Below are 22,155 nucleotides of genomic sequence, written 5' to 3'. Positions count from 1 at the left end.
CCCGTTTCCGGCCGGCCCGTGAACGCGAGCATCTCGCACGGAGACGCGCTGAAGCACCGGATGCTCCGGGGCGACCGCCAACGCGGCGCGAGAGCCGGGCCAGGGATCGGCGGTCCCCGGATGAACGCTCCGCTCCCGCACGTCGCGGTGCGGGCGCAAGCTGGGTGGTAGAGCGACGACGACGGAGGAGAACGCGATGCAGACACGAACCCTGGGCACCACCGGCCCCACTGTCTCCGCGATGGGTCTGGGCGCGATGGGCATGTCGGGCGTCTACGGGGAGGCCGACCGCGCGGAGAGCATCGCCACCGTGCACGCCGCGCTGGAGCGGGGGGTCACGCTGATCGACACCGGCGACTTCTACGCGATGGGCCACAACGAGCTGCTGATCGCCGAGGCGCTGCGCGGCCGGGACCGGGACGGCTACCAGCTGAGCGTCAAGTTCGGCATGCTGCGGGCGCCCGGCCCGGGGTTCGGCGGGATGGACGGCCGGCCCGAGGCGGTGAAGAACTTCCTCGCCTACTCGCTGACCCGCCTGGGCACCGACCACATCGACATCTACCGCCCCGCCCGGCTGGATCCGGCGGTACCGATCGAGGAGACGGTGGGCGCGATCAAGGAGATGATCGACGCCGGGTACGTGCGGCACCTCGGCCTCTCGGAGGTCGACGCGGCCACGATCCGCCGCGCGCACGCCGTGCACCCGGTCGCCGACCTCCAGATCGAGTACTCGCTGATCTCCCGCGCGGTGGAGGCGGACATCCTGCCCACGCTGCGGGAGCTCGGGATCGGCCTGACGGCGTACGGCGTCCTCAGCCGCGGTCTCATCTCCGGCCACTGGTCCGCCGGCCGCACCGCCGGCCCCGGTGACAGCCGCGGCTTCAACCCGCGGTTCTCGAGCGGGAACGTGGAACACAACCTCGCCCTCGTGGAGGCACTGCGCCGGGTCGCCGACGCGAAGAGGTGCACGGTCGCCCAACTGGCCATCGCCTGGGTGGCCGCCCAGGGCGAGGACATCGTGCCGCTGGTCGGCGCCCGCACCCGCGAGCGGTTGGTCGAGGCACTGCCTGCGATGAAGCTGACCCTCACCGCGCAGGACCTCGCGGAGATCGAGAAGGCGGTGCCGGCGGGTTCGGCGCGCGGCGACCGGTACCCGTCCGCATTCATGTCCGGCCTCGGCACCGGCAACTGAGCCCCCCCGCACCGCACCCCAGCACCGCACCGCACCGCACCCCAGCACCGCCGCCCAGGGCAGGGCGGCACGACCGAACGGACCCGTGGCAGCGTGGTCCGCCGCAGCGGCGGCGCCGTGCTGGAACAATCTCGACCGTGACCGATGAGACAGCCGTCCCAGGTCCCGCGGAGTCGGTGCGGCCGCTGGAGCTCTTCTTCGACCTGGTCTTCGTCTTCACGATCACCCAGGTCGCCTCGCCCCTCACCGTCGCGCCCACGCTGCTCGGCGTGGGCCGGATGGCGGTGCTCCTGATGCTCGTCTGGTGGATGTACGCCGGCTACGCCTGGCTGACCAACGCGCTCGATCTCGACCGCACCGGCCCTCGCCTGCTCCTGCTGACCGCCATGGCGGGGTTCTTCCTGATGTCGATGGCCGTCCCGAAGGCGCCTGGGCACGGTCCCTGGGCGCTCATCCTCGGCGCCGGCTACCTCCTGGTCGTCACGGTCCACCTGGTCGGATTCATCGGGACCTCCGGCCACCGCGGGATCATGCGCATCGGTCCGCTGAACCTGGCCAGCGCCCTTGTGGTGCTGGCGGCGGCGGCCGCACCGCCGCACGCACGACTGTGGTTGTGGACGCTGGCGGCCGCCATGGAGGTGATGACACCGCTGGTCACCAGGGCCAGCGGGTTCGCGGTCGGTGCCGGGCACTTCGTCGAGCGCCACGGACTCGCGGTGATCATCGTGCTGGGCGAGTCGATCACCGAGGTCGGAGCCGTGACCTCGCGGGAGAACAGCGTCACCACGTCCATCCTGGGCGCTTTGCTGGCGCTGGTGCTGAGCGCCGAGATGTGGTGGCTCTACTTCGGGCGGGAAGAACGCGAGAGCGAGGCTCGGCTGGATCGGGTCCCGGCCGGGCACCGATCGCGCGTCGCTGTCTACTCCTTCGGTTACGCCTACTACGTGATCATCTTCGGCATCGTGGTCGCGGCGGTCGGCATGCAGAAGGCCATCGACGAGTTCCTCCGTCCCTCCCACCACCTCGCCGCCCTCCTGCTGCCCCTCGGCACCGCCCTCTACCTGTCCGGCCTCGCCTGTTTCCACCGCGCCCTCGCGGGCAGCTGGCCCCTGCCCCGTATCCTGGCCGCACTCGCCACCGCCGCACTCGTGACGCCCGCCGCGCTCTGGAACAGTGGCGCCGCCGCGCTCGCGACGGCGGTCCTGGCCCTGCTCGTCCTGATCGCGTGGGAGGCCGCCGAGCCCGCGCAGCCGAAACTGGAGGAGGCCCCGCACACCTGACGTTCCCCCAGGAATCCGCCGGTCGGTCCGCCGAGTCCTTGCCCCGCTCTGCTGCTTCTCCTGGAACACGGAAGCGCGGGCGGGCCGCCGCCGCAGGCACCACGGGCGGGTGCGCTCAGGGGGTCGCCGCGGGGACGAGGTGGTCGAGGCCCTGGGCGCTGCCGGTTGCGGCCTCGGCCGAGCGCGGCAGCATGATGCTCTCGTAGGCACGGACGGCGTCGCTGATGCTGGGCTCGGCCATCAGGGCATGGGCGAGGTCGGAGCCGTCGAGCATGGCGAGGTTGGCGCCCAGCCCGACCGGGGGCATCAGGTGCGCGGCATCGCCGAGCAGCGTGACGCCGGGAACGTGCTCCCAGGTGTGCGGGGCGGGCAGCACGAACAGGGACCGGTTGACGAACCCGCTGTCGCCGTTCCGCAGGATGTTGCGCAGGCTCTCGTCCCAGCCCTCGAACATCCTCAACAGCTGTGTCCGCACGGCCTGATGGTCGCCGAGGTCGACACCGGCGGCCACGTGCCAGTCCTCCGGCTCGCGGAGCGCGATGTAGGCACGGATGTGGCCGTTGCTGTTGCGCTGGGCGACCAAGGTCCGTCCGGCGCCCTTCGCCAGCATCGATCCGTTGCCGACCAGCCGGGCGAGGTCGGGGTGGCGGGTGTCGCAGTGGTCGAATCCGGTCTCCATGAAGGTGACACCGGTGTAGCTGGGGGCGGCGTGCGACAGGGCCGGCCGGACGCGCGACCAGGCGCCGTCGGCGCCGACCACCAGGTCGAAGTGTTCGGCGGTGCCGTCGGTGAAGAGCAGTCGGCAGGTGCCGTCCGCCAGCGGGGTGACGGCGCTCACGGCTCGGTTCCATCGCACCGTGCCCTCGGCGATGGACTCCAGGAGCAGACCGCGCAGTTGGCCCCGGTCGATCTCCGGCCGTCCGTCGGCGTCGGGGGAAGGCACCTGGTGCGCCAGGACGCCCGCGGTGGCGAAGTCGAGCACGCGCCACTCGTCCCCTTCGGGGCGGGCGAGGGCGTGGAAGTGGTCGAGGAGCCCCGCCGCGCGCAGCGCGGCCTGGCCGGTGTCGGCGTGCATGTCGAGGCTGCCGCCCTGCGGGCGGGCGTCGGCGGATGCCTCGCGTTCGAAGACGGTGACGGAGCGGCCGTGTCGCTGCAGGACTCGGGCGCAGGTGAGGCCGCCGAGGCCGGCGCCGACGATCGCGATGCGGGGATGACGAGCGGAGTTCATGGAGTGCCCTTCGGGAGGTGGGTGGGTCACCGGGAGGCCCGGCATCACCACGAAAGCACACTCGCTCAATAAGTGCAATGACTACACTTTTGAAGTGAATGCAGTTCGCGATAGAGTGTGCGCGTGACCGAACCGACCGGGCGCCGCGAGCGCAAGAAGGCCCAGACCCGCCAGTCCCTGGCCGACGCCGCACTTGAGCTCTTCCTCGGGCGCGGCTACGACCAGGTCGGCGTCAAGGACGTCGCCGACCTCGCCGACGTCTCGGTGACCACCCTGTTCAAGCACTTCCCCGTCAAGGAAGCCCTGGTCTTCGATCAGGAGGACGACCTGGAAGCCGCACTCGTGGCTGCCGTGCGCGATCGCCCCCCGGGCCAGTCGATCCCGCAGGCGTTGCGCGAGCACCTCCTGCTGAAGCAGACCCAGCTCGCCATCCATGCCGCGGACCCGCGGTTCGCCGACTTCACCCGCCTGGTGCAGGAGACCCCTGCTCTGCGCGACTACGCCCACCACATGTGGACACGCCACGAAGCGGCCCTGGCGAGGGCCGTCGCCGCAGCCGTGGGCGCGCCCGAGGACGACGTCAGCTGCGCCGCCCTGGCCCACTTCGCCCTGGAGGCCCGCAGCCTCGTCCTGCGGCACCCCGAACCGCGCCGGGCCGCCGAGGAGGCCTTCGCGCTGCTCGAACACGGCTGGGCGGCCACCCACCCGGGCAACTGACCAGGCCCGCAAGGAGTCCCGGCGGGCGCGGATGCAGTGCGGGCTCTCGGTCCTGTCCTCGTACGGCTACGGCAACGGACATGTGGCGCGGAGCGCAGCACAGGGACGGGGGCGCAGAGTCCGGACCCGCTGGAGGGCGAGGCCGCGGGAGCCGGCCCGGCTGCAGTACGGCCCGTCAGGGCGTCCCAGCCGCTCCGAGGATGGAGACGATTTCACTTCGTGCAGCTGGACCACGGGAACGTCGCGGGGCAAGGTCACGGGCAGAGCAGCGGAATCGGGCACGCCAACCGAATGGCATGGCCGCAGCCTTGCACGAAGAGGTCCGGCATGATGATGCGCTGCTCGCACTCGTGATGGGGACTGGAAGTCCGGACGGCGCCTCGTCGCTCGTACGGTGCCCTCGGGGCACCTCTCCGGTGCGTCCCTTCCTCGCTGCACGATCGAGGAAGGGACCCTGCCGGTGTCAGTCCGTCAGCATCCGCAGGAGGCGCTGCTCCTCCTGCTCGCCGAGCCCTTCGCGGTCCTGGGGCAGCGCGCCGCGTGCGGTGTCCCAGGCGAGCGTGTCCACCAGGGTCCGCGCGAGCGGACGGAGCGTCAGCCCGGCGGCCAGCGCGCGCGAGACGTCGACCCGGTTGATGGCCTCGCACGCAGGGTCGGCGATCCACATGGGAACGCCCATCCAGGGGTCGACCCCGGCCGCGAGCAGCCGCTCGCTCGGCACCCAGACCGTCTCGGCGCGAGCGCCGGCGAGCGCGCGGCACGCCTCGAAGAACGCGCCGAAGGCGAGCGTCGGGCCGGTCACGTTGAAGACGCCGCCCCGCTCCTCGCCCACGCAGCCGACGATCCAGTCGGCCACATCCCGGACGTCGATGAACTGGGCGGCATCCGCCGGGTCACCGGGAAGCAGCACACGCCCGCCACGGGCGAAGCGGCGCGGCCAGTACGCGAAGCGGTCCGTCGGGTCGTGCGGCCCGACGATCATGCCAGGGCGGACGATGGACGCCCGCTGCGCGAACGCGTCGAGCACCACGCGCTCGCAGGCGGCCTTGCGGGCCCCGTACGCCTCCTCGGGCGGCATGTCCTGACGCAGCACGAGCAGTTCGCCGTCCTCGTTCTGCGGTGTGCTCTGGTCGGCGAGGACGGACAGGGAGGAGACGAAGACGTACCGCCCCACCCGGCCGCGCAGGGCGTCGACCGACAGGCCGACCACCTGCGGGTCGTAGCCGGCCACGTCGACGACCGCGTCCCAGCGCCGGTGGGACAGGGCGGACAGGTCACCGGTGCGGTCGCCGATGACGGTCTCGACCCCGGGGAACAGGCCGGGGTTGGTGCGGCCGCGGTTGAACAGTGTCACCTGGTGACCGTCGGCCAGTACGGCCTCGACGACGGCGCGGCCCAGGAAACGGGTACCGCCGAGAACGAGAAGACTCAGCGGGCGGAAGGTACTGCTGCGCATGGTGTGCGACTCCGGAAAGGGATGCTGGGGTCCGGGCCGCGGCGGCATGACGCCGACTCAGTCGGCGACCCGGATGAGGACATGGCGAAGCTCGCTCACGGCACCCATAACCCCACCTCCCTCGGTCGCGTTCGACACCGGGCACTGTAGCGGCAGGCGTCCACCGCGACCAGGGATTTTCCGTCATCGGCGCAAATGGGCTACGAACCAGGGCGAGGGCACCGACCTGGTACCGGGCGATGAGTCGTCGCCCGTTGGGTGCGGGCGAGGGGCCTTCGATGTTCAACCAGGTAGGGCACCTGACTGTTTCCCGGGGGCCGAAGCTGGTGAAGGGGGCATCCATGTGGCGGGGGCCGAGGCCCGGGGCAGCCCGGCGAGAGTGTGGACGTCCGGTCCGTCCGGTGTGGTGAATCGCCCACGAAACTGGCTAGCTTGACACCGGACCGCCCGGTGTCGAACGAAGGAGCGGCAGCCATGAGCCAGCAGAGGATGACCTTCAGCGCGATCAGGGTCGGTGACGGTGGCGATGGGCAGTGGGCAGCCCACGCGCAGGCGCTGTGGCCGGTGGCGCAGGGGTGGTTGACCGAGGAGGGCCGGTCCCCGCAGGGGGCGGACCGTGCGCGGAGGCTTTTCGAGTCGCACATGCCGGAGCTGGTCCCGGTGCTCGACCGGCTCGGCCGCCAACTCGACCGGCCCGCAGGGGAGACCCTTCTCACCCACGCTGCCCTACGGCCGTTCTTCTCGGGCTGCACCCAGATCGGCGGTGCGGGCACCCTGTTGCGCAACTATGACTTCAATCCCGACGAGTGTGAGGGGGCCATCGTCTCGTCCCATTTCCTGCGCCCGGTGATCGGGACGCAGGAGGCGCTCTGGGGCCTGCTGGACGGGATGAACGACGCCGGCCTCGCGGTCTCGTTGACCTTCGGTGGACGGTTCGTCCACGGCCCCGGCTTCTCCATCCTCATCGTGCTCCGCTACCTGTTGGAGACGTGTGACACCGTGGGGGAGGCGATCGGCAGGCTCCGGTCCCTCCCGATCGCGATTCCGCAGAACGTCACGCTCGTCGACTCCCAGCGCGCGGTGACGGTGTTCGTGGGGCCGGACATGCCGTTGACCGTGGCTGCGGACGCGTGCGCGGCCAACCATCAGCACCTGCCGGTGCCCGAGGAGCAGGAGCGGTTCTCCCGGACCGGGGAGCGGCTGAGCGCCGTACGGGCAGCGGGGACGGATGCGGCGGCGATGCTGAAGCCGCCGCTGTATCACTGGATGAGCTGCACGCCGACGGCGTGGTCCTGATGTCCAACGCCCAAGGCCGCTACCTGGGCGACCCGGCCTTCGAACCCCTGTGGGCCGAACTCGACGCCCGCGCCGCCGTGGTCTTCATCCACCCCACCGAGTCGGCACTGCCGATGCTCCCCGGCATCCCGGCACCGGTCATCGACTTCACCTTCGACACCGCCCGCGCGGCCGTCCAGATGACCTTCAACGGCGTCATGAGCCGCCACACCCGGATGAAGGTGATCCTCTCCCACGCCGGCGGCTTCCTGCCCTACGCAGCCCACCGCGTCGCCCGCCCTGCAGGCCTTCGCCGCCCCCGGCCACATCCTCTACGGCAGCGACTGGCCCTTCGCCACGATCCCCGCCGCCTCCTGCTTCACCACCCACCTGGACAGCTACCAGGACTGGCAGCCCGGCCAACTCCACGCCGTCAACCGCGGCAACGCCGAAGCCCTCTTCCCCCGCCTCGCCCGCGCATGACGCCAGGGACCACGCGTGACGCCAGGAGCACAGCGACGGACCGGTCCGTCGATTCCCGGCGTGCGCACCTGGATGTGCCCGGTCGGGCCGGTTCGGCCGGCCCCACCCCGCGTACCGCTCCGTCAGGCACCGACGTGCATACTTGCCGGACGATCAGCGGGACGTAGAGGTGATGACGCGGTGAAACTGGCTGAAGCGCTCGCGCAGCGCGCGGCTGCGGTGCGGCGGGTGGAGCAGTTGCGGGCGCGCGTCGTCGGCAGCGCCCGCTACCAGGAGGGCGAGGAGCCGGCCGAGAACGCGGCGGAGGTCCTGGCCCAGGCCGGAGAGGTGCTGGACGAGCTGGAGCGGCTGATCCGTCAGATCAACCGGACCAACTCCACCGCGGTCATCGAGGGCGGCGGCACCCTCACCGACGCCCTCGCCCGCCGGGACGTCCTGCGGCTGCGCCACTCGGTGACCACCGCGGCCGCCGACGCGGCCTCCGGACGCGACCAGCGCGGAGCCGTGCGGCAGTTGAGGTCCGAACTCAGGATCCTCTCCGCCCTGCCGGTCGCCGAGCTCCGCGCCCAGGCGGACCTCCTGGCCAAGGAGATCCGCGAGGTGGACACCCTGATCCAGCGCACCAACTGGGAGATCGACCTGATCGAGGACTGACCCCACAAGCTGGGTGTGGGAAGCAGGTAGTCGTCACGGAGGCGTGCACACACCGCGGGTCGGCGGTCTATCCGGCCCATGGCGCGTGAAGAGCAACGCAGGGGGTTCGATTCCCCACCAAACAATGCAGCTCAGCATCGCGTACAGGTGACAGAGCACACCGCACAGCTCACCACCACGTGCAGATCCGGACGACGAGGGCGGGAACGGGGCGCCCCACACCCGGAGCGAGGGCCGTGCAACACGAGCACGGTCCTCGCTCCGTCTCCGCCCCGGCACCACTCGCGGACACCATCGGTGCTTGCCCGTGGACGACGTAGGTTGTGACGACGTACGTCGTCCTGACCGCGCACGGCTCAGGTCACGCCGGCCCACAGGCAGACGGCGAGGCCGAGACCGATGCAGGCACTGGTGATCCGGGCCGCGGCCGGGGGCACCCGGCGGGTCACCGCCGGGCCGAGCGCGCTGCCGAGCAGGATGCCGAGACCCAGCGGGACGGCCGCCGCCCAGTCCACCGGCCAGAACACCAGGAAGACCGCGCAACAGGCCGCGTCGGCTATGCCGAGCACCATGTTCTTGAGCGCGTTGGCCTGGGCGAACCGCAGGCCGGTGGTGATCATCAGCACGCTGAGGGTCATGATGCCCGCCCCGGCGCCCCAGTAGCCGTCGTACAGCGCGCACAGGCCCAGGCCGATCGGCAGTACGCCCCTCGGCGCGCCCGTGCCGTCGCCGCGGGCCAGCCAGGCCGAGATCCGCGGTTGCGCGAGCAGCGCCACCGCCGCCAGGGCCAGCAGGAAGGGGGCGATCCGGTTGAAGGCGGTGGCCGGGGTGACCAGCAGCAGCCCGGCACCGAGCGCGCTGGCCAGGCCGGCCAGCGGCGACCAGCGGCGCAGCCACGGCCCCTGGCCGCTCAGCTCCGGCCGCCCCCCGAGCGCCGAGCCCGGCCAGTTGGCCAGGAACGCCACCGCGCTGGTGACATTCGCGGCCAGCGGTGTGAGCCCGGCCGCCAGCATGGCCGGGTAGGCGATCAGCGAAGTGGTACCGCCCGCCGACCCCACCATGCCGCTGACCGCCCCCGCGACCAGCAGCAGCACGACGCGAAGCATGTCTCCCCCCTCACGGCAGCCAGCAGCATATCCCCAGGACTTCCCCGGGGACGATCAGTTGATGATGTGACCCTGGTGATCGCGTACAGCACGGGCTCCGTGCACCTTGGGCAGGGGTTCGTCGGCGATGTCGTCCAGCGCGACCCGCTCCCGGCCGGCCAGCCGGTGGTCCACCGACACCAGGAGGAGGCGGGGTTCGTCGTAGACCGGGTGATCCGGAGCGCCACCGGCCGGCTCCCCGCCTGGCTTCCCGTGTCGCGCCGGCTCGGTTCGACGGAGGCCCGGGGCGGGGGAGGACGCCTCGCCGGCGAGAGAGCTGACCGGTGGTGTCATCGTGCCCTCGATCGTCGCTCCCGGAGCGTCCGTAATCGTCCGCTTCACCGTATGGCCACGAGGCGGCTGATGTCCTTGAGGCGTCGATGCATGGGTCGGCTTTCTGTGGTTGCCCGATGATTCGTCAGTCGCGTGATCTCGTCGGTCGCGTCGCGCGGGCCTGGGCACGATCCGGGCAGGCCCGCGGCCCTCTGCCGGTCCTCCTCGGGGCACGGGTGCCGGGGTCAGAGCGCGCAGTAGGCGTTGACGAGGGCGGTGCCGGTGTCGATCTGGCCACTCGTGCGAGGGAGCAGGTGGAACTCGTTGTTGGCGTGTGCGACCTGCTTGGTGCCGTCCTCGCTGCTCAACCAGGCGCTGTAGTAGCCGAGTATCTCGCCGTTGTGCCCCCAGGCCCACTGGCCGCAGGGCAGTTGGACGTGCTCGATGCCGAGGCCGTAGGTCGTGGTCCCGGCGCTGTCCACGGGCACCGTGGTCTTGAGCTCGGCCTCCTGGGCAGGCGGCAGCAGCTTGCCGGTCAGCAGCGCCTTGCCGAAGGCGGTGAGGTCGTCCAGGGTCGAGACCATGGCCCCGGCCGAGCCGTAGAGCTGCACGTTGGAGACCGTGACGTCGTTGGTGTAGAAGGTCACGGGGTGCACGTAGCCGTGCAGGTAGTTGCCGTACAGGTTCGGGTCGCTGGTCGGGAAGGTGGTGTTGGTCAGGCCGAGCGGCGCGATGATCCGGTGCTGGATCTCGGTGGCCGGGCTGTTTCCGGTCACCGCGGTGATCACCATGCCCGCCAGTACGTAGTTGGTGTTGGCGTAGCTCCACGTCTGACCGGGCGCGCTGGCCGGCTGCCGCGAGGCCAGGGCGATGTCCACCAGCGACTGCGGCGCAAAGGCCTGGTTCGGGTTGAGGTCGAGGACGTAGGGGCCGGCCACCCCCGCGGTGCCGGCGTAGTCGGGCAGGCCGGAGGTGTGGTTGAGCAACTCCCGGATGGTGATCTTCGTGCCGTCGTAGCCGTTGGCGTCGACCGCTCCAGGCAGCCACTTGGCGACCGTGTCGTCGAGCGAGAGCCGGTGCTCGGCCTCCAGTTGGAGCAGCACGGTGGAGGTGAACGCCTTGGTGTTGCTGCCGATCCGGAACTGCGCCTTCGGGTCGGCGGGCGCGTTGGTGGCGAGGTTGCCCGTGCCCGCCTCGACGTACTGGGTGGTGTCGCCCTGGCGGACCAGGCCGATCACCCCGGGGTACCCGTCGGCGACACCCTCCTGAGCGCCGGCCTGCAGGATGCCGGCAGCGGTCGGCGTGTCCGCATGCGCTGTGCCGACACCGGCGAGGGCGGCGAGCAGCAGTGTCGTGCTGACCGCGGTCAGGCGTAGGGACTTCATCGGACTCCTTCGTCCACGGGTGGTCTGCTTCGTTCCCGCGGGGGCGTCGGGCCCCCTCGGGCGCGGTGGTCAGCGCTCCCGCGCGGGTTGACGCGGCGTCGGGAGCTGCCGACCAGGCACCTCGATGCTGGTCCACGGGCCCGGCAGACGCCCAGGCCAGCACACCGGCCATCCATGGCCGGTCGTCCTGGCCCGGGCATGGCGGGTTCACGGAGCCGCGGCCCATCGATCGGGACGTGGCCGACGGCGAGCGCACGTACGCCCCCGGCGGCCGGCGCTTCCCGCTGATCGCCTTCCACCAACGGAAGGGTTACTTCCCCAAGGCGTACCAGGGGCCCCAGTTGCCGGACGTGTCGTGGACACGGTTCCACCACTGGCCGTCCGTACCCTTCGCCATGATGGCGAAGTTCTCCCCGCTTGCCGGGTTGCCCTGGACCTGAACCTGACTCAACACGTAGCCGCCCAGGGAGTTCCAGTCGCTCATCTGGCTGCCGGAGTCAACCGTCCAGCGTTGCCACACGGCGTGGTCGGTACCGACGACGAAGACCTCTTGGTTCCCGCCCGGCAGGTTGGCGAAGGTCTGCCCGTCGCGGCCGTAGTCTCCCCCGCAGAGAAACTGGCCGCCCCATTGCTTGCTGCCGCAGTTCGCGGGGCTGGCCTCGGCGGGAGCCGCGGTCAGCCCCACGGCGGCGAGGACGCCCGCGATGGCAACGGCGGCCTTGATCTTCTTCACACGCACTCCTGACGTCGTCGATACACCCCCGGCGCTTCCCGAGCGGCCGGCCGGATACCGGACAGCGCCTGGCCGCCGGGCCCGGCAGAGGGTCCAACTCTCGTGACGTCCCGTCATCTCGGAAAGGTTCATCCCCACCCCCCACCCCCCCCACCCCGACCGGGCAGCATCCGGCCGGGTACGGGAAGAGGAATGCGGGGCTCAGCTTCCCGCCGGCCCGCGGCGCAGTGGACGGACCGCCACCCCCACCACCCGGTCCTGCGCCACGTAGCCGAAGTGGCGGGAGTCGAGGCTGAGACCCGGGTTGTCGCCCAGGACCAGGAGCTGGCCCGGTGGCACGGTCGAACCCGGTGGGCAGCCGAGCCGGGTGGCCAGGGGCGGCGGGACCAGGTCACCCGGAGCGGCCGCTATCCGCTTGATGAGCAGTCCGCGCGGCCCCGCGCCCGGGACGCGCCTGGCACCGTCCGGTCCGAGCACCACGATGTGGCCGCGGGACAGGCGGCGCGGGTGCCGGCGCATCACCAGGACGCGGTCGCCGTTGCGCAGGGAGGGCTCCATGCTGGGGCCGGTCACGGTGACGGCGAGCAGGCGGGTGCGCAGCAGGCAATGAACGAGCCGTTCGATCACGACGCCGTCCCGTGCTCGCCGAGGGCGACCCGCACGGCCGGTGCTTCGGGTGACCGCGGTCCGTCGTCCTCGGCGGGTGCGTAGCCGCTGGCCTGGAGGCGGAAGAGCCGGGCGTAGGAGCCGTCGCGACGGACCAGCTCCTGGTGCGGTCCCGCCTCGGTGATCCGACCGTCCTCCAGGACGGCGACGGTGTCCGCGTCGCGCAGGGTGCTGAGGCGGTGTGAGATGAGCAGCCCGGCGCGGCCGGCGCGGTGCCGGCGCAGGCGCCGGTGGACGGCGTACTCGGCTTCCGGGTCCAGGCCGGAGCTGGGTTCGTCGAGGATGAGCAGGTCCGCGTCGGTGCGGACGAGCGAGCGGGCCAGGGCCAGCCGTTGCCACTGGCCGCCGGAGAGCACCAGGCCGGTGTCGGCGTCCTGCTTGTCCTGCTCGCTGAAGAAGATGCGGCTGAGCAGGGTGTCGTAGCCGTTCGGCAGGCGCGCGAGCCGGCCGTGCACGCCGGCGAGCTCGGCCGCCCGTTCGACCCGGGGATCGTCCGCCAGCGCCGTGAGGTCGCCGAGAGCGATGTTCTCGCGTGCCGTGAGGTCGTACTCCATGTAGTCCTGGAAGGTCGCTCCGATCCGTCGGCGCAGTTCGCGCGGGCACAGTTCGCGCAGGTCCGTGCCGTCCCAGAGGATCTGGCCGCGGGTGGGGTCGTAGAACCGGCAGAGCAGCTTCACCAGGGTGGACTTGCCGGCGCCGTTGAGGCCGGCCAGGCCCACGGACCGCCCCGCGGGGATCACCAGGTCGACGCCCTGGAGCACCCAGGGCTGCCCGTCGCCGTAGCGGAACCACACGTCCCGGAACTCCACCGCGTGACGTAGCGGAGGCACGTGGACGGGCCGTGCGGGCAGCGGGAGGTCGGGCGGCGCGCCGGTGACGGCGATGAAGTGGCGGAACATCAGCACGGCCTGGTGGGTGCGGGCCAGTTCGAGCGCGAGGTTGGCGAGTGCCGCCTGTACCGCGGGCAGGGCGGCCACCAGCAGTGTGACGTCCCCGACGGTGACGCGGCCGTAGCGGGCCGCCGTCACGGCCCACAGCAGGCCGGCGCCGGCCACCACGGCCGACAGCAGGGCGAGTGCGGCCTGGACGGTGAGCTCCTGACGGTCCATCCGCGCTTTGGCGGTGTCGGAGGTACGGCGCTCCACCAGCATCCGCTCGCGCAGGAACCGCCCCACGCCGAAGAGCCTGATCTCCTTCGCGGCCCGCAGGTTCGTCAGCAGGGCGCTGTAGAACAGCTCCCTGCGTTCCACCGGGCCGACGGCCCAGGCCACCGCCGCCCGGCGGCGGCTGAGTGCGATCTCGGCGCACAGGACCGGTATGCCGGACGCCAGGACCGCCGCCGCCATCCAGGGCCCGAGCAGGGTGAGTGTCCCGAGGAACCCGGTGAGGGTCACCAGCGCTCCGATGAGCCCGATCCCGCTGCCGGCCGCGTCCACGGGGGCGGAGCCGCCGAACTGCTGGGCCAGCCGCAGCCGGTCCAGGAAGCGCGGGTCCTCGAAGCGGCGCAGTCCCACGAACCGGTCGACCGCCGTGTGCAGTTCCAGCTGGGCCCGCAGCCCCACCGCCCGGCGCAGCCGCGCCTGGACGTACTGCAGCAGTTGGGGGACGACCGCTGCGGCGACGCCGCAGCCGACCAGCGGCAGGGCCAGAGCGGTGAGCTCCGCGGCGCCGGGGCCGGCCCCGATCCCGCTGCCGGCCCCGCTGCCGGCTCCGCTTCCGGCTCCGGCGACGAGGCGGTCGAGCAGGGTCCGCAGGATCCAGGCCGCGGCCACCGGTAGCGCCGAGGCGGCGAGGGTGAGCAGCAGCCAGGTGGTCAGGCCGACCGGCGCGGCGCGGTGCACCAGGCGGATCGCGGCGGCCAGGACGCGCGGCGCTCCGCGGGGGTCCTGCGCATCGCCGTTCGGCACCGGCGCGCTCACAGCGCGGTGGCGACGGCCGCCTGCGGCCAGACGTCGGCCTCGGTCACCACGAGCCGCCCGTCCGCTGTGCGTCCCACCCGCGCACAGGTGGGGAAGGCGCGGACGGCGAACGCCGTGGACACGGGCCCGTCCTGGTCCTCCTGGACGGCGGGCACCGCGGCGGCCAGTGAGGCGAGCATCGGCGCGCAGGCCTCGGCCTCTCCGACGACGACGGCAAGGACGCGGTCCCGCTCCTGCGGCCGGTCCGCGAACCGTGCGACGAAACCGGGCAGCTTGTCCCGGCAGGGCTCGCAGGTAGGGGAGAAGAACGCGACCAGGGTTCCGTCCGCCAGGTCCTCGTGGCCGAGCGCGTCGTCGGCCGTCCCGGTGCTCCCGGTGCGGAAGGTTCCGACCGGGGTTCCGACCGGCGCAACGGCCTGCCCGGGTGCCCCGGCCACGGGCCTGGCGGCGTTCGCCAGCTGTTCGGAGTGCTCGCGCAGCCGCCTGACGATGCCGAGGGCGAAGACGAGGTTGAGCAGGGACAGGGCGCCGACAGCGGCAACGGCGACGGTGAGCGGGCTCACGGTGGGTGTTCCTTTCAGGGCAGCGGCCGGAAGAGTGCGACGAGGTCGTCGAGCACCGAGGCGAGCAGGCCGAGGACACCGCCCGCGAGGAAGGCCGTCGCAGCCGTCGCGGTCGTCGCCGGTGCGGCGTGTCCCGGCCCGGACAGGACCGTGGCGGTCAGGCCGGCCCCGGCCAGGGCGAGCAGTGCGGCGTTGCGCACGGCGTGGACGGTGCCCAGGGGAGTCGACGAGCGGCCGAAGCAGCGGCACGGGGTGCTGCTCCCGGCGCGTGACGCGGTGACGGCCAGCACGGTGAAGGCGGCCAGCAGGACGGCGCAGAGGGCGAGCCCGGCCACGGCGGAGCCCGGCACCGCGAGCGTCACCACGATCGTGGCCTCCGCGGCCACGACCAGGGCGGCGAGCGGCCGCGCCCGGTCGGCGAAGGCCGGGACCAGGGCTCGCACGGACTCGGTGAACTCCTCGAAGGCGCGCCGGCCGCGCACCTTTCCGTGGACGGACAGGGCGAACACCAGCAGCAGGCAGCCCCGGCTGACCCAGGTGACAACGTCCATCGCGTGAAATCCTCTTGGTGCTCGGAGATCCGGCGGGAGGCGGTGCCGGCACCGCCTCCCGCCGGGCTTCTCACCGGCTCGGCGGCTCTGTCAGCGGGCCCTGCCGTCAGCAGTTGGCGCAGTGGGAACTGACGAAACTCGTCGAGCCGTCGGCGCAGTGCAGGTAGGTGAACAGCATCTTGCGGTTGGTGCTGCTGCACGCCTCGGGAGGACCGAAGCTGCACCGCTGCTCGGTCCAGCAGTTGGTGGCGGCGGCGGCCTCCGCCTTCGGGACCAGGCGGTCGACCAGGGAGTCGGAAAGGTTCTGGAGCCACTTGCGCATGGGTCGTCCATTCGTCTCGTTGCGGTACGGGCCGCGCCCGGGGCGTACCCGATCGGGAACGGCACCGCCAGCATGTGGGAACGACCTTGCAGGATTCGTGATCAAACCTAGAATCGGCCGACAGGGCGGCATCCCACGGGGACTCAGCGCGAGACGGGCGGGACACATTGACGATCGGGTTCGCGATGCTCGGAGAGATCCAGGCACACCGGGACGGCATCACCGTGAGCCTGGGGCCGACCCGGCAGCGCACCGTGCTCGCGGCCCTGCTGATGGACGTCAACCGTGTGGTGCCGATCGAGGGGCTGGCCGACCGGGTGTGGGGCGCTCAGGTGCCGCAGCGCGTCGGGCCGGCGCTGTACAGCTATCTGTCCCGGCTCCGGCAGGTGCTGGACGCCGCGCCGGGTGACGCTTCGAGAGGCGCGGCCGCCACGGAGCAGCCGTCCATCGCCCGGCGCCCCGGCGGGTACGCGTTGCTCGCCGACCCGGGCGCCGTGGACGTGCACGTCTTCCACGACCTGGTCACCCGGGCGCGGGCGGCCGACGACGACCGCGCCATCGCCCTGTTCGACCGGGCACTGGGGCTGTGGCGGGGCGAACCGTTCGCCGGCGTGGACAAGCCGTGGTTCAACTCGGCGCGGGGACTGCTGTCCGAGATGCGGCACGCGTGCCGACTCGACCGCAACGACCTGGAGTTGCGCCGCGGTCGCCATGCCGTGCTGCTGGCCGAACTGGCCAACTGCCACGAGGCGCACCCGCTGGACGAACGCCTGGCCGCTCAGTTCATGCTGGCGCTCTACCGCAGCGGTCGCACGGCCGAGGCCCTGCGCTGCTTCGAGCGGGTCCGGTGCGCGCTCGTGGAGGAGCTGGGGAGCGATCCGGGCCCCGAGCTACGGCAGTTGCACCAGCGCGTGCTGGCCGGGGATCCGCTGGTCGACGTGTCGGGCTGGCCGGGCGCGGCGGACGGCGCGACCGCGGTCTGCCTCATGGCCGCCGCGGGTGGTGCGGCGGCAGGTGGTGCGGCGGGTGCGGTGCCGGCCGCCAGTGGTGCGGCGGGTGCGGTGCCCGCCGTCAGCGGTACCGCCGGTGCGGTGCCCGCCGCCAGTGGTACCACGGGTGCCGTGCCCGCCACCGGCCTCGCCATGCTGCGGGAGAGTACGGTCCCTCGCCAACTGCCCGCCACACCGGGGTGGTTCACCGGGCGGTGGCGTGAACTCGCGATACTCGACCAGGCCCTGCAGCAGGCCGGCCGCGGTGGCGGGGCGGTGCCGGTGTGTGTGGTCAGCGGCGGTGGCGGCATCGGGAAGACCTCGCTCGCCCTGCACTGGGCGCACCGGAACACCGACCGCTTCCCCCAGGGGCAGCTCTATGTGGACCTTCGCGGCTTCGACCTCCGGGGGGAGCCGCTGGCGCCCGCCGCCGCGATCCGGGGCTTCCTCGACGCTCTGGGAGTGGACCCGGGCTCGGCACCGGTGGACCCGCAGGCGCTGACCGGGCTGTACCGCAGCCTGGTCGCGGACCGGCGCATGCTGATCGTGCTGGACAACGCCGCGAACGCCGAGCAGGTGGCCGCGCTGCTGCCGGGCGGCGCCGGATCCGCGGTCCTGGTCACCAGCCGCCGGCGGCTCACCGAGCTCGCCGTCACCCACGGGGCGCACCTGCTGCCCCTGGACGTGTTCTCCGCGTCCGAGTCCCGCGATCTGCTCGGCCGTCACCTGGGCGAGGACCGGGTCTGCACCGATCCCGAGGCGGTGGCCGCGATGCTGGAGCACTGCGCGGGCCTGCCGCTGGCGATCAGCATCGCAGCAGCCCGCGCGACGGCCAGGACCGGCTTCCCGCTGGCGGCCTTCGCCGCGGAGCTCCAGGACGAGTCGGCGCGGCTGGACGCGCTGGACGCGGGCAGCCCGTCGGCCGACGTACGGGCGGCCTGCCTGCTGTCGTACCGGACCCTCGGCGCGGGGGCCGCCGAGGCGTTCCGGTTCCTCGCGGTGGCCCCGGGCCCGGAGATCGGGCTCGCCGCGGCCGCGAGCCTGCTGGGCCGTTCACCGGCCGCGACCCGGGCGGCACTGCGGGAGCTGGAGGCGGTCCACCTGCTGGAGCAGCATGCGCCCGGCCGGTACCGCATGAACGACCTGGTCCGCCTGTACGCGGCCGAGTACCGCACGGCGGAGCCGTGCGAGCGCGCGCTGCGGCGGGTCCTGGACTTCTACCTGCAGACCGCGGCCGCCGGTGACCGCGCGCTCGGCCCGTACCGGCGCCGGCAGCTGGAACTCGAACCGCCGCTGGCCGGAGTGACCCCGCAGCCGCTGGCCGACCGCAGGGCCGCCAGGTCGTGGTTCCGCGCCGAGCGCACCTGCCTGCTCGCCGCCCAGCAGCTGGCCGACCGGCAGGGGTGGGACACCCTGGTGTGGCAGCTGGCCCGGGCGCTGGACGGCTTCCTCGAATGGCAGGAGCAGCCGCACGACCAGGCGGCCGTGTGGCGTCGGGGCCTCGCCGCGGCCGAACGCCTCGGCGCCGTCGCCGACCGCGCCTGGGCCCACCGCCGCCTGGCCGATGCCTGCACCCGCACCGGCGACCGGACCGGTGCCCGCCGCCACACCCGCCTGGCTCACATCGCGTCGGCGGAGAGCGCCGGCCTCGCCCGGGGCGGCTGGATCCACGACGTCCTCGCGTGGTCGCCGACCGGGCGGGGGCGCTCCGCCCCGCCCCGGCACCTGCCGTGCCTGGCCTGAGCCCGACCCTGTCGGTCGCTGCTCGACGAACCGGACATCTGCTCAGGACGCGGGGCCTGCACGATCAGGGCGCGGATCGCGAAGACCCCTCGGCACTTCCCGGCTCAGCTCAGCGTCTTGAGCGCCGCCGCGTCGTACGGCCTCATCTCCTCGAACCGCCCGCCCAGGACCTTCGCCGCCCACTGCGGGTCCTGGAGCAGGGCGCGGCCGACGGCGACCAGGTCGAACTCGTCGCGCTCCATGCGCTCCAGGAGGTTGTCGATGCCCCGGACCGGCGCGCCCTCGCCACTGAAGCCGCGGAGGAAGTCCCCGTCGAGGCCGACCGAGCCGACGGTGATGGCGGGCCGCCCGGTGAGCTTCTTGGTCCAGCCCGCCAGGTTCAGTTCCGAGCCCTCGAACTCCGGGAGCCAGTAGCGGCGGGTGGAGGCGTGGAAGGCGTCGACGCCGGCCGCGGCGAGCGGGGCCAGGATCGTCTCCAGCTCCTGCGGGGTCTCGGCGAGCCGCGCGTCGTAGGCCTCCTGCTTCCACTGCGAGTAGCGGAAGATCACCGGGAAGCCGGGCGAGACGCGCTCGCGCACGGCGGCCACGATCTCGGCGGCGAACGTCGTGCGGGCCACCGGGTCTCCGCCGTAGGCGTCGGTGCGGCGGTTCGTCCCCGCCCACAGGAACTGGTCGACGAGGTAGCCGTGGGCGCCGTGCAGTTCCACGCCGTCGAAGCCGATGCGCTCGGCGGCTGCGGCGGCCTCGGCGAAGGCGCCGATGACATCGTCCAGGTCGCGCCGGGTCATCGCCTTGCCGGTGCCCTCGGTGCCGTCCACGCGGATGCCGGAGGGGCCGACGGCGGGGGCGTCGGCATAGGGCGGCTCACCCTGCTTGCGCACCATGCCGATGTGCCACAGCTGCGGCACGATCGTGCCGCCGGCTGCGTGCACGGCCTCGGCGACCTTCGCCCACCCCGCCAGCTGCTCCTCGCCGTGGAACCGCGGCACGCGGTCGCTCTGCCCGGCCGACTCGTGGCCGACGTAGGTGCCCTCGGTGACGATCAGGCCCACGCCGGCGCCGGCACGACGGGCGTAGTACGAGCGCACGTCCTCGCCGGGGACGCCGCCCGGGGAGAACATGCGCGTCATCGGTGCCATCACGATGCGGTTCGGGACGGTCAGGCCGTTGATCGCGAGGGGCCGGGACAGGATCTCGGCCGCGCGGGAGGGGGAAGACGCAGTGACGGTCATAGGGGTGTTCCTCGTAGCTGCCAGACGGTATGTGCACGTGCATTGAAATACATGGAGACCCTACCCCTGAAATATTCAGTTGTCGATGTTTGACAGGCCAAAGCATTTCTCGGCAGAGTCGCTTCCAGCGCGGGCGACAAGCCAGGGTCCGCCCTGCCGTAGTCGCCCCGTGCCCACGCGGGCACCGCGGGCGGAGTCTCACCCCCTCGGGGGCAAGGACTCCGCCCGCGTGACGCTCGTCCCGGCAGGGTCTGAACCCGGCTGACATCCCGGTCGCCGCGACGCCGTCCCCGTGCCGCTCGTCCTGCAGGGCTCGTCCGCCGTGGCCGACGAAGTCACCAGCCTGCTGGGTGTGTTGTTGAAAGCCGGCGTGAGGATGGTGCCGTCCCGGCGGTCAGTTGGTGACGTGGTTGGCCCAGAGCGAGGGATCGTTCACGTTGTCCTTGGTGACGAGAACTGAGGGGAGTTGGTCCTCCATGCCGTTGGGCAGCAGCACGATGGTGGAGCCGTGGTCGGTAGGACCGGCGTGGAAGATCCTGTTCTCGGAGGCCGCCTGGGCGTAGAAGAGGGCGTACTTCGCGTACAGGTCGGCCGGCTGGCTGGCCGTGGCGTCGATCTGGCCCTGGCGGATCGCGTCGAGTTCCTGCGGGATGCCGTCGTTGGAGACGATCGCGATGTGGCCGGGCTGCCCGACCGGCTTGAGCAGGCCCTTCTGCTGCAGCAGTGCGAGGGTGGGCTGCAGGAAGACGCCGCCGGCCTGCATGTAGATGCCGTTCAGGTCGGGGTTGGCGGCCAGCGTGGACTGCAGCTTGGCGGAGGCCACGTCGCCCTTCCAGTCGGTGGCCAGTTCGATCACCTGGATGCCGGGAAACTCGCTGCGCATGCAGAAGGCGAAGGCTTGGGACCGGTCGTAGCCGTTGATCGAGCCGAGCGAGCCCTGGAGCTCGGCCACCTTGCCCTTTCCGCCGAGCTGTTTGCCCAGGTACTCGCAGGACTTGGTGCCGTACGCGCGGTTGTCGGCGCGGACCACCATGTAGGTCTCGCCGCTCTCCGGCACGGTGTCCACGCTGATGGCGCCGATGTGCCGGGCCAGCAGGTCGTCCAGCACCGCCGAGGTGTCCGTGGTGTTCTGTGGGGCCATCACGATCGCCGTGGGCCGCTTGGCGGCGAGCGCTTTGACGTTGGCGGCGAGCTTGGTGTCGTCACCGTCCGACTCGGTGATCGGCAGGACGTTCAGATTCTGCTCGGCGATGTCTGCTCTCAGGTACTGCGCGTACGCCTTCCAGAAGGCGGAGTCGGTCCGCGGGATGTCGATCCCGATGCCCGCCGACGCACTGCGAGTGGTGGGGGAGGCCCCTCCGCAGCCGGTGAGTGATCCGGTCAGCAGCAGGATGGCGCCGCTGACCGCCGCGGAAGGTGCGATGGTTGACTTCACTTGTCAGACCGTTCTGGAGATGGGGTTTTCCCGCCGTGTGGCGGACAGGGGCGGGGCCGAGGCCCTGGCAGGTGGCCAGGGGGTGAGCGTGTCCAGGGCGACGGAGCCGATGGTGGTCCCGGCGGCCAGCCACTCCTCCACCGCGGCGACGTGGACCGCGCTGGCGGCGGCCGCGAGCCCCGCATCGCGGGCGGCCAGGGCTCGCCAGATGGCCTCGTGCTCGCGATGTGCCTGCGCACGGGCGGTCGAGTGGCTGGTGCCGCGGACGATGCGCAGCCGCTGGGTGTGGGTGGAGAGGATGCCCAGCAGGGTGGAGAGGACCGGGTTGCCGACCGAGTCGGCGATGGTGCGGTGGAACTCGATGTCGAGCTCGACGAACTCCTCGATCTCGACATCGCCGGCGCACCGGTCGAGGATGCTCCGCAGCGCTTCGAGCTGCTCCCCGGTCAGCCGGCCGGCGGCGAGGGCGGCGGCCGGCGGTTCCAGCAGGCTTCTGACCTGTAGGAGTTGGCGGGCACTGTGGCCGTGGGAGACGTCGGCGGCGAAGGTCATCGCCTCCAGCAGGAGGTGTGGTTCCAGGCCGGAGACATAGGTGCCGTCGCCCTGCTTGGCGACCAGGATCCGCATGGCGGTGAGGGCTCGGACGGCCTCGCGCAGCGAGCTGCGGGACAGTCCGAGCTGCTCGGAGAGGTCGGCCTCGTTGGGCAGCCGCGTGCCTGGTGGCAGGAGGCCGGAGACGATCATCTCCTTGATCCGCTCGATGGCCTGGTCGGTCACCGCCATGCTGCTCGCACCTCCGTGGTGGATCGGACTTCGAGGGGCCTCTCCCTCCACGACGGATCCCCGGAGGGCCTCAGCGGGCCTCAGTGGGTTCGTGCGGGTTCTCGAAGCGGCGCGACCGGGTGCCCGACCTG

General features: G+C 72.2%; 20 protein-coding genes and 1 pseudogene. 7 read left to right on the top strand and 14 right to left on the bottom strand.

Annotated elements, in window-relative coordinates:
* Positions 1–196 precede the first annotated feature (196 nt).
* Both OG294_RS01080 and OG294_RS01075 read left to right on the top strand, forming a co-directional pair.
* Positions 197–1,192, top strand: a complete 996-nt coding sequence (locus OG294_RS01080) for an aldo/keto reductase (protein ID WP_327064443.1) — start codon at positions 197–199, stop codon at positions 1,190–1,192.
* 137 nt (positions 1,193–1,329) lie between these two features.
* Complete coding sequence (locus tag OG294_RS01075; protein ID WP_327064442.1) at positions 1,330–2,472, top strand: low temperature requirement protein A; 1,143 nt, start codon at positions 1,330–1,332, stop codon at positions 2,470–2,472.
* Between the two features lie 115 nt (positions 2,473–2,587).
* On the opposite strand, the gene OG294_RS01070 is transcribed toward OG294_RS01075, so the two are convergent.
* Positions 2,588–3,700, bottom strand: a complete 1,113-nt coding sequence (locus tag OG294_RS01070) for an FAD-dependent oxidoreductase (protein WP_327064441.1) — start codon at positions 3,698–3,700, stop codon at positions 2,588–2,590.
* Positions 3,701–3,823: 123 nt separating this feature from the next.
* On the opposite strand from OG294_RS01070, the gene OG294_RS01065 reads away from it, so the two are divergent.
* A complete protein-coding gene (locus tag OG294_RS01065) occupies positions 3,824–4,417 on the top strand; it encodes a TetR/AcrR family transcriptional regulator (protein WP_327064440.1) in 594 nt (197 codons plus the stop codon).
* A 463-nt stretch (positions 4,418–4,880) separates the two neighbouring features.
* On the opposite strand, the gene OG294_RS01060 is transcribed toward OG294_RS01065, so the two are convergent.
* Entirely contained in the window at positions 4,881–5,873 is a 993-nt protein-coding gene (locus OG294_RS01060) for an SDR family oxidoreductase (protein WP_327064439.1), read from the bottom strand.
* Between the two features lie 489 nt (positions 5,874–6,362).
* On the opposite strand from OG294_RS01060, the gene OG294_RS01055 reads away from it, so the two are divergent.
* The 3 genes and pseudogenes from OG294_RS01055 (at position 6,363) to OG294_RS01045 (ending at position 8,285) form a co-directional block, all read left to right on the top strand.
* Positions 6,363–7,169 (top strand): C45 family peptidase, encoded by an 807-nt coding sequence (locus tag OG294_RS01055; RefSeq protein ID WP_327071413.1) that lies wholly within the window; start codon positions 6,363–6,365, stop codon positions 7,167–7,169.
* A pseudogene (locus OG294_RS01050) lies at positions 7,133–7,798 on the top strand (amidohydrolase family protein); the annotation flags it as partial. The gene OG294_RS01055 and the pseudogene OG294_RS01050, both read left to right, overlap by 37 nt.
* A 13-nt stretch (positions 7,799–7,811) precedes the next feature.
* Positions 7,812–8,285: a DIP1984 family protein gene (locus OG294_RS01045; protein ID WP_327064438.1), complete on the top strand. Its 474-nt coding sequence runs from the start codon at positions 7,812–7,814 to the stop codon at positions 8,283–8,285.
* A gap of 356 nt (positions 8,286–8,641) precedes the next feature.
* Here the strand turns inward: OG294_RS01045 and OG294_RS01040 are convergent, their stop codons facing one another.
* From OG294_RS01040 to OG294_RS01000, 9 genes are all read right to left on the bottom strand, one after another.
* Positions 8,642–9,391 (bottom strand): sulfite exporter TauE/SafE family protein, encoded by a 750-nt coding sequence (locus OG294_RS01040; RefSeq protein WP_327064437.1) that lies wholly within the window; start codon positions 9,389–9,391, stop codon positions 8,642–8,644.
* Between the two features lie 54 nt (positions 9,392–9,445).
* Positions 9,446–9,571, bottom strand: a complete 126-nt coding sequence (locus OG294_RS01035; RefSeq protein WP_327064436.1) for a hypothetical protein — start codon at positions 9,569–9,571, stop codon at positions 9,446–9,448.
* Positions 9,572–9,948: 377 nt separating this feature from the next.
* Positions 9,949–11,088 (bottom strand): serine hydrolase domain-containing protein, encoded by a 1,140-nt coding sequence (locus tag OG294_RS01030; RefSeq protein WP_327064435.1) that lies wholly within the window; start codon positions 11,086–11,088, stop codon positions 9,949–9,951.
* A gap of 310 nt (positions 11,089–11,398) precedes the next feature.
* Positions 11,399–11,821, bottom strand: a complete 423-nt coding sequence (locus tag OG294_RS01025) for a hypothetical protein (RefSeq protein ID WP_327064434.1) — start codon at positions 11,819–11,821, stop codon at positions 11,399–11,401.
* A gap of 201 nt (positions 11,822–12,022) precedes the next feature.
* Positions 12,023–12,448 carry a S26 family signal peptidase gene (locus tag OG294_RS01020; protein ID WP_327064433.1) on the bottom strand — a complete coding sequence of 142 codons (426 nt, stop codon included), beginning with the start codon at positions 12,446–12,448 and terminating at the stop codon, positions 12,023–12,025.
* Positions 12,445–14,394, bottom strand: coding sequence for an ABC transporter ATP-binding protein (locus tag OG294_RS01015; protein WP_327064432.1), 1,950 nt, complete (start codon positions 14,392–14,394; stop codon positions 12,445–12,447). Before OG294_RS01015 ends, OG294_RS01020 begins: the two co-directional genes overlap by 4 nt.
* Positions 14,395–14,402: 8 nt before the next feature.
* Positions 14,403–14,969 (bottom strand): hypothetical protein, encoded by a 567-nt coding sequence (locus OG294_RS01010; protein ID WP_327064431.1) that lies wholly within the window; start codon positions 14,967–14,969, stop codon positions 14,403–14,405.
* A gap of 14 nt (positions 14,970–14,983) precedes the next feature.
* The gene (locus OG294_RS01005) at positions 14,984–15,520 is read right to left on the bottom strand and encodes a MauE/DoxX family redox-associated membrane protein (RefSeq protein WP_327064430.1); all 537 of its coding nucleotides are present in this window, start codon (positions 15,518–15,520) and stop codon (positions 14,984–14,986) included.
* A 106-nt stretch (positions 15,521–15,626) separates the two neighbouring features.
* Positions 15,627–15,842 carry a hypothetical protein gene (locus OG294_RS01000; protein ID WP_327064429.1) on the bottom strand — a complete coding sequence of 72 codons (216 nt, stop codon included), beginning with the start codon at positions 15,840–15,842 and terminating at the stop codon, positions 15,627–15,629.
* Positions 15,843–16,027: 185 nt separating this feature from the next.
* Between OG294_RS01000 and OG294_RS00995 the strand changes: the two genes are divergently transcribed.
* Positions 16,028–18,574: an AfsR/SARP family transcriptional regulator gene (locus tag OG294_RS00995; RefSeq protein WP_327064428.1), complete on the top strand. Its 2,547-nt coding sequence runs from the start codon at positions 16,028–16,030 to the stop codon at positions 18,572–18,574.
* 104 nt (positions 18,575–18,678) lie between these two features.
* Here the strand turns inward: OG294_RS00995 and OG294_RS00990 are convergent, their stop codons facing one another.
* From OG294_RS00990 to OG294_RS00980, 3 genes are all read right to left on the bottom strand, one after another.
* On the bottom strand, positions 18,679–19,806 hold the full coding sequence (locus tag OG294_RS00990; RefSeq protein ID WP_327064427.1) for an NADH:flavin oxidoreductase: 1,128 nt from the start codon (positions 19,804–19,806) through the stop codon (positions 18,679–18,681).
* Positions 19,807–20,200: 394 nt separating this feature from the next.
* On the bottom strand, positions 20,201–21,241 hold the full coding sequence (locus OG294_RS00985) for a sugar ABC transporter substrate-binding protein (protein ID WP_327064426.1): 1,041 nt from the start codon (positions 21,239–21,241) through the stop codon (positions 20,201–20,203).
* A 3-nt stretch (positions 21,242–21,244) separates the two neighbouring features.
* On the bottom strand, positions 21,245–22,024 hold the full coding sequence (locus tag OG294_RS00980) for a FadR/GntR family transcriptional regulator (RefSeq protein ID WP_327064425.1): 780 nt from the start codon (positions 22,022–22,024) through the stop codon (positions 21,245–21,247).
* Positions 22,025–22,155 lie beyond the last annotated feature (131 nt).

The organism is Kitasatospora sp. NBC_01302 (genome assembly GCF_035976515.1).
In the GTDB taxonomy this organism is placed as follows: Bacteria; Actinomycetota; Actinomycetes; order Streptomycetales; family Streptomycetaceae; genus Kitasatospora.
Note: the sequence above shows the minus strand (reverse complement) of the source record. Positions and strands in the feature narration are given on the sequence as shown.